Here is a 12625-nt window from a genome sequence, read left to right on the forward strand (position 1 = left end):
CCCTGGGGCGCTGCGCGCCCCAGGAGAGAACCGCCTCGCTGCGCTCGGCGGGGCCCGGCTTCGCCGGCCCAAGGCCGGCCCTTCGGGCCGGTGTCCTACGCTTCGCTTCGGACGAGTTCGGGATTCCGCTTCGCTTCATCCCGAACGGGCCGCTGCGCGGCCTGGGGTGACCTCGTTTCATGGGGTCTGGGCCTTCGGCCTGTTGGGCGGGTCCGCTTCGCTCCCCCGCCCGGAGTCTCTCCGGCTTCGCCTCCAGGGCTGGCCCGCTCCGCGGGCACCAGCAGTAGGGAGGGGTGGGCTTGCTGTCGGACCCAGAATCCGCCGCAGTTGGCTTCGCACTCGCAGGATGAGGGTTCCATGCCCGGTGCCAGGATCAGCGGGCCCAGTCTGCGGACTAGTTCCTCGTCGTTCAGGTGGCCTCCGAACCGGTCCCAGGAGGCGATGAACCGTCCGGGTGTGAGTCCGAGATCGAAGACCGTTGTGAACATCGAGATTATGAAGAAGGAGATCGCGCTGTCACGGTCGACCGGATCGCTGATGCGGGTCTCGAGATCGCCTCTCAGCCAGGTGAGCATCTCCAGTGTGGACGCCCCTCCGATCGCCTTCCGGCGCAGTGCCTACTCGATCTCCCGCCGCTCGGCTCCGTAGCCCATTCACAACCCTTCTACGAGACGATTCCGCTCACGGCAGGGCTCGCTCCGGTACAGTCTTCTGTATGTGTACTCGTGAGATGCACTGTGCAGAATCCCGAGAACCTGGCCACTGCCTCCCGGGGCATACTTTCCACGGAGTGACGAATGTCGGTCAATACCTTGCTTACCACAATGCCTCCACGTCCTGGAGCTGGTTCTGAAGTCGACTGGGGCGTGATGGAAAAGGCGTGGGGCTTCTCTTTTCCATCAGACTACAGAGCATTCGTGGAGCACTACGGCGCCGGAGCCATCGAGAACTTCGTGAGCGTCTTCGAGCCGGCACTCGACAGCTCCGGCCGGCCATCGGGGCCCATCACCGAGGAGAGCTCCGTGGCCGAGGAGCTCTGGGAAGAGCTGGAAGGGATACCGGGGGTCGAAGCCCAGGCAGACTGGGTCCTCGCCTGGGCCGTCGACGGTACGGGCGACCTCCTCTGCTGGCTGCGGACCGGGGACAATCCCGACCAGTGGCCCGTCCTGGTGTACGAGCGCGGCAAGGACGCGTTCAAGCTCTATGACTGCGGGATGACGGAGTTCCTCGTCCGCATCTTCCGGGCCCAGCTGCCCGGGCATCCGCTGTCCGGCACACCACTGTGGGACGTCGCGGCGCCGCGGTTCCTCACCCGCGCACAGGAACGCCAGATCACAGCCACAGGCCAAGACCCCTGGGCCTAGCCCGGTACGCGCCCGATCAACGATTCCCTCTTCGAATCAGGTGGAGTGCAGATGCAGAAGTCCAGTGACGTCGTACTGCGTCCCCATCAGGAGGAGGCAGTCGAAGCCATCGTGAGCGGGCTCGACATCCCACCGAGGAAACGGATCCCGAAAACCGGCCTACGAGCCACCGTGGTGGCCGCGTGCGGGACCGGGAAGACGTTCATCGCCGCCGCGGCCGCGCTTCGACTGGCCCGGCGCGGGCGGGTCCTGGTGCTCCTGCCGACCCTGGACCTGCTCACCCAGACCGTCCGGGAGTGGAGGACAGCCGGCCACGACGGGCCGGCTGTCGCGGTGTGCTCACTGGAGGACAACGCGCAGCTGTACGGGCTTCAGGTGCGCACGACGACGTCGGCGCCGCAGCTCGCCCTGTGGCACGGCCGGGGCCCGGTCACCGTCTACGCCACCTACGCATCCCTGCCCGTGATCGCCGAGGCGCACCGCGGGGAGTACGGGCTCCCGATGGAGGCCTTCGACCTGGTGGTCGTGGACGAGGCGCACCGGACGTCGGGGTCGGCGGGGAAGGCGTGGGCGGACGTGCACCTCCAGGAGGTCATCCCGGCGCGGCGCCGGCTGTACATGACCGCCACCCCCCGGATCTGGGCCGAACGCCCGCCCAGGACTCGGGAACAGGAACGGCTGAAGCAGGAGCTGGCGCAGGAAGAACGGCGCGAGGAAGAGGAGCGGCGACAGAAGGCGGAGGCTCAGGGGCGGGTCTTCGTGCCGCGGTCGCGGTGGGACCGACTCCCGAAGGAGATGGCCTGCTCGATGGACGACGTGCGCGTCTTTGGGCCCGTCGTGTACGAGCTGTCGCTCGCCGACGCCATCGCCCGGGGGCTTTTGGCGAGGTATCAGGTCGTGGTGGCCGAACTGGTCGACCCGGTCGTCACACCGGCCCGGCTCTACAGCGAGGAACGCTGGGAGGAACGGCTGCGCGGCCAGCGCCTGGCCGCCGTGCAGACAACGCTGCTGGAGACCATGGCCGAACACGACCTCAAGACCACCATCACCTTCCACCACCGCACCATCGAAGCCGAGGCCTTCGCCGAAGGCCTCGACCGCGTCGCTGCCCGCCTGCACGCCGTCGACCCCGTCCGGCACCCCGCAACCGTGTGGACGGGGTGGCTGCACGGAAAGCACGAAGCAGAACACCGGGCCGCCGTCCTCGCCGACTTCGGCCGACGGGCCGGGCGCGCCGTGCTCGCCAACTGCAGGGTCCTGGGCGAGGGCGTCGACATCCGAGCCGTGGACTCGGTGGCCCTGATCGACCCCAAGGGATCCGCCGTCGACATCGTCCAGGCCATCGGCCGGGCGCTCCGCCAGAAGCCCGGACAGGGAAAGACGGCCACCTTGATCGTGCCCGTATTTTTGAGGGAGGACGAGAATCCCGAGGACATTCTCACTTCGAAGTCGTATGGCCCCCTTATTCGGGTTTTGAATGGGCTTCGAGCGCACGATGAGCGTGCCGTGGAAATGCTCGCAATTCCCCAGGAAAACCAGAAACGCATCGTGCATCCGTCGCTGTCCGTCGGCAAGGCGTCCGGCGAGGGCGAGGAGGAACACCGGCTCCTCCTCCGGTTCGCCGCCCCCCGGGATCCGGCGATGATCGCGAAGTGGATCAGCTACCACGTCTTCAACACCGAGCGGCAGGACTGGCGCAGGGGCGTCGAGGCCGCGTTCCGGTACCGGGAACGCGAGGGCGACCTCCAGGTCCCGTACGACCACGCCGAAGGCCCGTACCCGCTGGGGAGGTGGCTCTCCGACCAGCGCAGGGCGTTCCGCGCCGGGACCATGACCGGGGAGCGGGCGGCCGAACTGGAGGGGCTCGGGATCGTCTGGGACACCGCCGACGCCGCCTTCGAGGAGAACCTCGCCGCCGCGCGGGCGTACTACGGCCTGCACGGCACCCTGGCGGCCCCGCGGGGTGCGGCGATCCTCGACATCCAGATCGGGCAGTGGCTCACCAACGTGCGCCGGCCCGGCGGGCTCGGGAAAGACCCGGTACGCGCCGCACGTCGGGCGGCGGCGCTGGCCGCAATCGACGAAAACTGGAACCCGGGAACACGCGGATGGACGGTCGACTGGCAACGCCACTACGCCTACCTCACCCAGCTCCTGGACGACGGCGCACTCCTGACAGCCATCACCACCGGGGTCACCCGGCACGGCGAAGACATCGGCCGGTGGCTCGCCACCCAACGACGCGACTGGGCCCGGCTCAACGAGGAGCAGCAACGGCGGCTCGGCGAGCTCGGGATCACCCCGGCGCGGGTCGTACGAGCCCGCACGGCGGCCCCGACCGCGGGTGCGACCGCGGGTGCGACGCCCACGTCCGGGCGGGGGGCCGCAGCGTTCGAGAAGGGCCTCCAAGCCCTCCAGCAGTACGTGCAGCGGGAGGGCGGCATGCCCGGCAGGGCTCACGTCGAGCAGTTGCCGGACGGCCCGCACCGCACAGGTGTATGGCTGGCCAACCAACGCCAGCGCCGCGACCGGCTCGACGCCGACCAACTCGCCGCCCTCGCCGACCTCGGCGTGGAGTGGGCCGGCCCATGACCGCAGGGGCCGTGGTTAAGATCTCTCGGTTTCGTGTCAGTGCACCACCAGCACGAATACCGCCCCGTGACAGTGGAATCACCCCGATCTCTCACACCCATAACAACGAGCCCCGCCACGGAAACCGACGCTGACCTGAGCCAACACACACACCCTCACTGTCTCTCACTCCACCGTCACGAAACCGAGAGATCGCAGAAGGGCTCCCGGCGATTCGCCCGCAGGGCCCGCCAGGACCCGGAGGGCGGCCGCGGTGCGTCGTGTGGCACCCTGCGGCAAGCCCCAGAAGCAAAATGGCCCGAAGGGCCCGGCCCTTCAGGCCTTGCTGCGCACCACCCCCGAGGTACCGGAGAACAACCCTCGCTGCGCCCTGCTGTCAGATCGTGCGCTAAGCCTTCGCGGCCCTGTTCGGCACTTTGACCTGGGCTGATCGTTCGGCGGAGCCTGTGCGGGTCGATGTTGTCGATCTACGGAGGCCCCAGTGGTAGTTGGGACCTGGGGAAGGACCACCCATACGAGACCTCCGGCTCTCAATCCAGAGAACAGGCATATTCGCGTTAATTGGTGAACTAAGCCCCAGTTATGCGTAGTTTGCCTCCCGAAGGACAGCTCTCCGGCGATAACCGAGGCTGCGCCACAATGGCGCTGAACTGGAAGAATCGGAGAATTTCATGCGTCGCTTCGCAGGAACCGCAGCAGTCCTCCTCGCCGCCTGTGCTGGAACGGCCGCCCTCGCAAGCCCGGCCGCAGCGGACAGCAACGCTCCCTACGCCCGGGGCGCCGCCATCATCAACGCTGATGGAACCCTGCGGTCAGGCAAGCATGTCGCCCAGACCAGGAGGCTCGACACCGGCAGGTACTGCGTCACGTTCGACAACACGATCGAACGCGAGGGCGCCATCGCTGTGACACAGACGCACGACTGGCGGAGGCTCAACCTGTACCTGCCCGGGGCGTCTGGCTGCGACGGCCCCCACGACTTCAAGATCGGCTCCGACGATCCTCGCACCGGAGAGTGGAAGGACGGAGTCTTCACCCTCGCCGTGCTGTAGTCACACCCCCGCACCAACACCGGCGGGTGTCCCAGACGCCCGCCGGTGAACATCGGTCATTCCGGCAGTGTGCCCGACACCGCCACGGTCGCACCGCCCGAACCAGCCTTCCCCGCCAGCACCGCACAGCGCAGGCCGCCGCCGGGATGCCACTCCACCGCCGGGCCGGCTGCGTCGCCATGCTCGACGCACCAGCCGGCCGGGACCAGGCCGCCGCACTCCTGACGCCGACAGGCGCAGGCCTCCCCCGGCGCCGAGTACGGGAGTGCGTGGCGGATCACGCCGCCCGTCGGCCGCGGTGAAGCCGCGCCCCGCAGACCGGCAGGCCACGCCAGGGTCACGTACAGACCCCCCGCGCCCGTGCGCACCCGGTCCAGAACCCGCACCCCGCCCGGCACCGCCCACGCGACCGTGCCCGGCATGGTCAGCCGGCGCAGCGCCCCACCGGACCCGGTGTCCGTCAGGGTGGCGAGGGTGTCGGCGTCGTCGTCCGTGGACCAGCCCGAGAGCAGGTCCTCACCCGACGCATCCTCAGCCAGAGTCAAGAGCGGGTCGTCCAGCCGGAACGTCCGCGTACCACCACCAGGGCGTGCCATCAGGAGTGCACCGGTCGGCGTCCGGGTGGGCATCTCGATCTTCCCGTGGGCGAGCAGCCATGCCAGCACGGCGGCGCGGTCGAACTCCGGGTGGACACCGGTCCCGCCGACGGGGACGGGGAAGTCGTCGTGGCGGCGGCGCCACTGGACCACCGCGGCACGCCCCACCCCGGCGATCCGCGCCACCCCCGCCAGCAACACCGGTAGCCGCCCGGGTCCACCGGGTCGAGACCGGCGAGCGGGGACCGGCGCCCAGCCGCGACCGTGCGCGCCGCCCGCCAGTCCACGGACGGCCACACCACCGGCAGGAGGGCCACCTCCTCCGCGCTGTAGAGAGCCACGGTCGTGACGCCACCCTGCCGCTTGAAATCGATCTCCACCGACCCCACCGGCGAGACATACCCCCGCTCCACCAACAAATCGAACTCCGAACGGCGGACACCGAGACGTACCGCCTCCTGATCCGAGCCCAGGGGAACATGCCGGTCCAGGAGGGCAGGCAGGTCCCGGCGGCGGCCCAGCGCGGCCACCTGATCCGAGTGGACGTCCGGGAACTCGACGTCACCGCCGATGGCTTTGTTCATCTCCAGCGGTTCTGGCACAACTTCCGTGAAGTCGTACCGGCCCTCGGTGTCCAATGCAGGCGGCCCTGGTGAACTGGCAGGTCAGCGGATCGCCCATAGGTCGGCGCGAGCCCGAGCGGCGTGGTTTCACGGAAGTTGTGCCAGAACCACAACCCGTGAATAAAGCCACCACCATGCACAACCTCACCATGACACGGTGAAACAACAGCTCAAGCACCACTCAGACCTACCCGAGATGGACGTTCTGCAGCACCCTTTAGCAGGTCAGGTCCTTCGCAGGCAGTCGGCCCGTGGTCAGGTACCGCGTGACGCTGGCGTCCGCGCAGGACGGGCCGGCCACCACCACGCCGTGGCCCTCACCCCCGGCCACCGTGACCATCCGCGCGCCCTGCAGCGCCCGCCTCATGCCCTGCGCCATGGCCAGCGTCGCCTGCGGGTCCCACTGGTTCTGCACGATCAGCGCGTTGACGTCGTTGCTCACCGCGGTGGCCGGCTCGCTGCCCGCCGACTTCCAGAACGCGCACGGTTGAATGTTGGCCCCCAGGTCGCCGGCCAGCGGGTACTTGGCCTGGTCACGGATCGCGTCCTGGCGGTACTGCTCGGGGTCGCGCGGCCAGCTGCGGCTGTCACCGCAGAAGACGGCCCACACGACGGCGGACGCGTTGTCCGACGGAACGTCCGCACCGAACGCTGCCGCTCCTGCCCCCGTGTCGGCGGTCCGGACCGGAACGGAGTCGGGCACCATCGCCGCGGTCGGCGTGGCTGGCGCGGGCGATCCGCCCGCAGCCGCGGTCTTCAACGCGACGATCCACGGGGTGACGGTCTCGACGTGGACAAACGCGCCGTACTGGGAACGGATGGCGCCACCGCTGAGCGTCCCGCCCTGTACCGGTACCGGTGTGTGGTCGGCGCGGGCGATCAGCTCCCAGTACGTCTTCCGGACCTCCGCCTGAGTCGAGCCCAGCCCGTACGTGGCGTTGCGCGCGGCGGCCCACTCGGTCCACCGGGTGAAGGCGAGTTCTGCCCCCGCCGACCATCCCCGGAACAGACCTCGCCACGCGAGCGCCGGATCGAGCGCGCTGTCGAGCACGAAACGGTCCGAACGCCGGGGGAACATCTGCGTGTATACGGCGCCCAGGTATGTGCCGTACGAGTGCCCGAAGTAGGAGATCTTCCTCTCCCCCAGTGCCGCCCGCACGACGTCCATGTCCCGCGCCGTGTTTCGGGTCGTGATGTGCGGCAGCACGTCCCCCGCCTTGGCCCAGCACTTGTCGGCCACCGTCCGGGCCCGGGCCACATCCTTCTCGAAGGTTCCCGCGTCGTAGGGGTGATGGAAGGTCTGTTCGTCGCCCGTCAGGTCGCAGCCGATCGGCGAGCTCTGCCCGACCCCGCGAGGGTCGAAGCCGATCAGGTCGAACCGCTCGCGTACCTCCGTCGGCAACAGGGGCTCCATCTCCACGGGCATGGTCAGCCCCGGACCGCCCGGACCCCCGGGGTTCATCAGCAGCACCCCGTGCCGTTCCCTCGCGCTGCCCGCCTTGATCCGCGATATCGCGAGGTCGATCTTCCGGCCCCCGGGGTCGCCATAGTCCAGTGGCACCTTGACCTTCGCGCACTCGAACGCCGCCGGGTGGCCCGTATCGCAGCGCTCCCAACGCAGTCTCTGCTGGGCGTACGGCTGAAGCGGATCCCCCGCCGCGAACGCCGTCGCGGGGGTGAGCGCTGCCATCACGGTCGTCGCCGCACCGACGGTCAGTACGGAAATCGTTCGTCCGCCTCGAAGAAACATGCGCCAGTCCTCTGTACAGAATGAGTGTCTCGGGTTGCTTCCAGTCTGTGTTCCGTCCACTCGTACCTCGTACGGCTCGGGAATGGGCTCGTGATCCAACTTGTGGTGTACGACGACGCACCGAGGTGGATCTGGAGTCCGACTACTCGCATCCGTCGGTCAGGGTGCGTGCCCGGCCGGCCCCTGTCGGCCGTCACCCCGTGGACACCCGGCCCTGCGGCACAGCAATGGCACGCGGCCGCGGTGCCGACGGCAACGGCCGATCGGTGTGCCGTCGGCGCCAGGGCAGGAGCGGGAGAACACGGCTGCGGCGTTCCGGCATCTGCGGGGGGGGGGGGGACGACAGCAGACTTCTCGCAACCCCACACCGGCCGGGCTGTCGCTCCGGGCCACGCTCCACACCCAGCGGGCGGAGGTCAACGACCATGCAGTGGTGCTCACTTGACGCCCGCCGCCGCCCGCACCCACACGCGGACAGCAGGGGCCCGGCACGGGCGAGCCGTGCAGTGGTCCGGCCGCGTGCCGAGCGGTGGCAGAGGTGGAGCGGCGAGTTCGTCAGAAGCGGCGGTGACGCGCCGGGCCAGCGCGTCGGCCCACTCGACGCAGCCTCGCAACCTTCCGGTCTCACCTGATCGGCGCACGAAGCCCCCGCCCCCGCCCCCTTAGGGGTTAGGGCAGGGATACCCGACGTCGCGCGTTTACCGCTCACGCTCCCGCCGGTCGGGCGGTCTCGGCCCCGGACCGGCGTTCCGTTGTTCCGGTGCGTTCAGCGGGCGGTCAGCGAGCCCGCTCGCACTTTCCCGCCGCGCGCGGCCCGGCGACCGCGACGGTCGGCCGAAGACCGGGACGCCCGCGCACGCGAATCGCGACCCGGTCCCGCCACCGCTGGTAGAGCTCGCCGTCGATGCGCAGGTCGGGCTGGTTGGGGGCGAGTTGCTCGATGGTCGCCCAGCCTCGCGGTCGTCGAGGCCTCTGGGTGCGGATCAGGTCGGCGAGGTGGTTCAGCGATCGGGTGGACAGCGGGATCGCGGCAGGGTAGGACAGCAACGAGGCTCCCGGGAAAGGCATTTTCCTTGGTCGATTGTTTGTCTTACCGGGAGCCTCACCCGATCCCGCGCTCTACCCCGATAGGCGCCCTTAGCTGCCCAAAGCCAGTTGGAAAACGCTCAATGGACCGTTTTGAGACCGGCGCAGACTCGGTAGAGCTTGAGGTCGCAGTCTCGCGAGCGGCCGGTCGATCAGCGGGGCAGGATGCGCAGTACTGCCTCGCGTTCGCCGCTGAGCCGCAGGCCTTGCTGTACTGCGGCGTTCAGATCGAGGTCGCCGAGCAGGGTCGCGGCCAGCAGGTGCGGCGGTCCGGTCAGTGACGCGGTGGGGTGGTCGACCCGGCCTGCGTGCGTGTGCACCGAGCCGTCCTTGACTTCGATGACCAGGTCCTCGCTGCCGTCGGCGTGCAGTTGCAGGGCGATTGCCGGCTGGTCGGGGCGGTGGTCGGTCAGTGCCCGGGCGGGCATGTCCAGCCAGTGGGTGCGGAAGGTGTCGCTGCCGCCCGGCTCACGCAACAGCGGCATGCCCCACCGGCTCAGCTCCCGCAGCACCGGCTCCAGCTCGCGGCCACGCTCGGTGAGGGAGAACAGGGTGGTGGCCACCGGCGGCGGGGCGGCCTCGCGGTGGATCAGGCCGGCTTCCTCGAGTTCGCGAAGCCGGTCGACCAGCAGGTTGCTGGCGATCCCGGGCAGCCCGTTGCGCAGGTCGGTGTGCCGGCACGGACCCAGGGCGAACAGCTCACGGACGATCAGCAGGGTCCATCGGTCGCCGACAGTGTCCAGTGTTTTCGCGATGCCGCAGTACTGCCCGTAGGTGCGCATGCCACCACCCTACATCGTGGTGTTGAGATTCAAAACTTCCTTGTTGACTTTCTCAACAAGGTCGGTCTAGCGTCGCTGCCCATGACCCCCACCCTTTCCGTTCGTCGGCTGGCCTGGGCCGGCGTCGAAATCCGTCTCGGCGACACTCGCCTGCTGATCGACCCGCTCGAGAACGTCGCTCCGCTGGCGCCGGTGATGGGGCCGCCGCACCGGCCGGTCGACCCGGTCGATACCCCGCCCGGCACCCACGCCCTCATCACCCACCTGCACCCCGACCACTACGACCACGACCTGATCGCCCGGATCGCGGCCACCGGCACGATCGGCTGCCATACCCCGAGCGCGGCGGCGCTGCGCGAGGTGGGCATCACCCCCGTCGCCCAGGACCTGGGCCGGTCACGCCGCATCGGAGAGCTGACCGTCACCCCGGTGACCTCGCTGGACTGGCGCGGCAACGACTGTGACCAGGTCGCCTGGGTCGTCGAGGGCGCCGGCCGGCGGGTCATCCACTGCGGCGACACCCAGTGGCACGGCAGCTGGTGGCAGATCGCCCGCGACCACGGCCCGTTCGACGTCGCGTTCGTCCCGGTCAACGGCGTCATCGCCCACTTCGAGGGCTACGCGGCCAACGTCCCGGCGACGATGACCCCCGAGCAAGGCGTCGAGGCCGCCGTCGCACTCGGCGCGGGCACCGTCTGCGCCATGCACTACGGCCTGTTCCACAACCCGCCGTTCTACACCGAACAACCCGACATCGAGCAGCGCTTCCGGCACGCCGCCGACGAGCGCGGCATCACCGCGGCCATCGTCGCCGACGGCCAGCCCGTCCTGTGACCATCAGAAACAAGGAGCAACACATGAAGATCGTCCTGTTCGGTGCCAGCGGCAACATCGGCCGGCCCGCCACCGAGGAACTACTGCGTCGCGGCCACACCGTCACCGCGGTCACCCGGGCCGGCCACGTCGACGGACTGGGGCACAAGGCCCTGACCGTGACCACCGGTGACGTCACGGACGCCGCCGCGGTCGCCGGCCTCGCCGCCTCCCACGACGCCGTACTGTCGGCCGTCGGCCCCCGGATCGGCCAGGAGAACGACCGCGCCACGATCGTCGGTGCCGCCCGTGCACTGATCGACGGACTCCGCCGAGCCGGCGTCACCCGCCTGGTCACCATCGGCGGTGCCGGTAGCCTGCGTACGCCGACCGGCACCCGGGTCATGGACGACCCGGACTTCCCCGCGCTGTGGAAGGCCAATGCCGAGGCCCAGTCCGAAGCGCTCGACCTCTACCGCGGCGTGCACGACCTCGACTGGACGTACGTGTCGCCCGCCGCGGTCATCGGAGCGGGCGAGCGGACCGGGGCCTACCGCAGCGCCGGGGACACCCTGCTCACCGACGACGACGGCAACAGCCGCATCTCGTACGCCGACTACGCGATCGCCTTGGCCGACACGATCGAGAGCGGCACCGCGATCCGCCGCCGCATCACCGTGGCGTACTGAGCCATGAGCAACGACGCCGCCGGCCGGCACACCCGATTCATCGTCCTGCTCGCAGCGCTCGTGGCCCTGGGACCACTGTCCATCGACAGCTACCTGCCCGGACTGCCGGACCTCGCCGGCGACCTGGGCGCCAGCGCCGCGGCCACCCAGCTCACCATCACCGCCTGTCTGGCCGGGCTGGCCATCGGGCAGCTGATCGCCGGGCCGCTGAGCGACACCTATGGCCGGCGGCGTCCGTTGCTGGTGGGCCTCGCCCTCTACACGATCGCCAGCGCGCTCTGCGCGGTGGCGCCCGACGTCCGGACCTTCATCGGCCTACGCCTGGTCCAGGGCATCGGCGGGGCGTTCGGCATCGTCATCGCCAACGCCATGGTCCGCGACCGCACCTCCGGGACCCGGACCGCACGTCTCTTCTCCACACTGACCTTGATCACCGGCCTGGCGCCGGTGTTCGCGCCGGTCCTCGGCGGCCAGCTACTGCGCGTCACGGCCTGGCCGGGGATCTTCGTGAGCCTGGCCGTACTCGGCGCCGTGATGCTGGCGGCCTCCGCCGCAGCACTGCCGCAGACCCGGCCCTCCGCGTCACCCCAGCCGCTGCCGGCTGTCGTCGGGCAGCTGCTCAGCGACCGGGTCTTCACCGGGTACGTCCTGGCCAACGGCCTGGTCTTCGCGGCGATGTTCGCCTACATCTCCGGCTCGCCGTTCGTCCTGCAGGAAATCCACGGCCTGTCACCGCAGCAGTACAGCGCCGTGTTCGCCGTCAACGCCGCCGGACTCATCGCGGCCGCCCAGATCAGCGGCCGGCTGGTGGCCCGGGCCGGCGCCCGCCTGCTGCTGCTCGCCGGTCTCCTGGGCGCGACAGCCGGTGGCACCACGGTCCTGGGCGCGGTGCTGACACGGGCACCCCTGCCCGTGCTCCTGATCGGCCTGTTCGTCCTGGTCTCCAGTGTGGGCCTGGTCATGCCGAACGCCGCAGCCCAGGCCCTGGCCGACCACGGCGGACACGCCGGGTCGGCAGCCGCTCTGCTCGGCTTCAGCCAGTTCATGTTCGGCGGGGCACTTGCTCCGCTGGCCGGCGCGGGTGGCGCCACCGACGCCTTGCCGATGGGAATCATCGTCGCCGTGCTGCCGACGCTCGCTCTGCTCACACTCGGCGTCCTCACCCGCTCGATGCCCGGTGAGCGCACTCGCAGGCCGGCTCGCCAAGGACGCCTTGACCAAATAGACAGGGGCACCGTTACGCCATTCGACTGACAGCCCCCTCGAGGCCGCTGCGGA

10 protein-coding genes are annotated in these 12625 nt (G+C 69.7%); 6 read left to right on the forward strand and 4 right to left on the reverse strand.

Going from position 1 to position 12625, the window contains the following annotated elements; genetic code table 11:
- The first annotated feature begins 869 nt into the window (after positions 1 to 869).
- The 3 genes from ABZW32_RS09150 (at position 870) to ABZW32_RS09160 (ending at position 5008) form a co-directional block, all read left to right on the forward strand.
- On the forward strand, positions 870 to 1364 hold the full coding sequence (locus tag ABZW32_RS09150) for an SMI1/KNR4 family protein (RefSeq protein WP_356213363.1): 495 nt from the start codon (positions 870 to 872) through the stop codon (positions 1362 to 1364).
- A gap of 51 nt (positions 1365 to 1415) precedes the next feature.
- Positions 1416 to 3956 (forward strand): Helicase associated domain protein, encoded by a 2541-nt coding sequence (locus ABZW32_RS09155; RefSeq protein ID WP_356213366.1) that lies wholly within the window; start codon positions 1416 to 1418, stop codon positions 3954 to 3956.
- A gap of 671 nt (positions 3957 to 4627) precedes the next feature.
- Positions 4628 to 5008: a hypothetical protein gene (locus tag ABZW32_RS09160; protein WP_356213369.1), complete on the forward strand. Its 381-nt coding sequence runs from the start codon at positions 4628 to 4630 to the stop codon at positions 5006 to 5008.
- A gap of 56 nt (positions 5009 to 5064) precedes the next feature.
- On the opposite strand, the gene ABZW32_RS09165 is transcribed toward ABZW32_RS09160, so the two are convergent.
- The 4 genes from ABZW32_RS09165 to ABZW32_RS09180 all read right to left on the reverse strand — a co-directional run bounded on the left by ABZW32_RS09165 (position 5065) and on the right by ABZW32_RS09180 (position 9845).
- Positions 5065 to 5805, reverse strand: coding sequence for a hypothetical protein (locus ABZW32_RS09165; RefSeq protein WP_356213702.1), 741 nt, complete (start codon positions 5803 to 5805; stop codon positions 5065 to 5067).
- A gap of 639 nt (positions 5806 to 6444) precedes the next feature.
- Positions 6445 to 7977: an alpha/beta hydrolase gene (locus ABZW32_RS09170; RefSeq protein ID WP_356213372.1), complete on the reverse strand. Its 1533-nt coding sequence runs from the start codon at positions 7975 to 7977 to the stop codon at positions 6445 to 6447.
- Positions 7978 to 8754: 777 nt separating this feature from the next.
- Positions 8755 to 9024 (reverse strand): hypothetical protein, encoded by a 270-nt coding sequence (locus ABZW32_RS09175; RefSeq protein WP_356213704.1) that lies wholly within the window; start codon positions 9022 to 9024, stop codon positions 8755 to 8757.
- Between the two features lie 191 nt (positions 9025 to 9215).
- Positions 9216 to 9845 carry a helix-turn-helix domain-containing protein gene (locus ABZW32_RS09180; protein WP_356213374.1) on the reverse strand — a complete coding sequence of 210 codons (630 nt, stop codon included), beginning with the start codon at positions 9843 to 9845 and terminating at the stop codon, positions 9216 to 9218.
- Between the two features lie 81 nt (positions 9846 to 9926).
- Between ABZW32_RS09180 and ABZW32_RS09185 the strand changes: the two genes are divergently transcribed.
- Genes ABZW32_RS09185 through ABZW32_RS09195 form a run of 3 tightly spaced genes read left to right on the forward strand, consistent with a single transcriptional unit; the run spans position 9927 to position 12601 of the window.
- A complete protein-coding gene (locus ABZW32_RS09185) occupies positions 9927 to 10679 on the forward strand; it encodes an MBL fold metallo-hydrolase (protein WP_356213377.1) in 753 nt (250 codons plus the stop codon).
- 23 nt (positions 10680 to 10702) lie between these two features.
- On the forward strand, positions 10703 to 11347 hold the full coding sequence (locus ABZW32_RS09190; RefSeq protein ID WP_356213379.1) for an NAD(P)H-binding protein: 645 nt from the start codon (positions 10703 to 10705) through the stop codon (positions 11345 to 11347).
- A 3-nt stretch (positions 11348 to 11350) separates the two neighbouring features.
- Positions 11351 to 12601, forward strand: coding sequence for a multidrug effflux MFS transporter (locus ABZW32_RS09195; RefSeq protein WP_356213381.1), 1251 nt, complete (start codon positions 11351 to 11353; stop codon positions 12599 to 12601).
- Positions 12602 to 12625: the final 24 nt, after the last annotated feature.

It is taken from the genome of Streptomyces sp. NPDC004667, from assembly GCF_040609475.1.
Classification (GTDB): Bacteria; Actinomycetota; Actinomycetes; order Streptomycetales; family Streptomycetaceae; genus Streptomyces.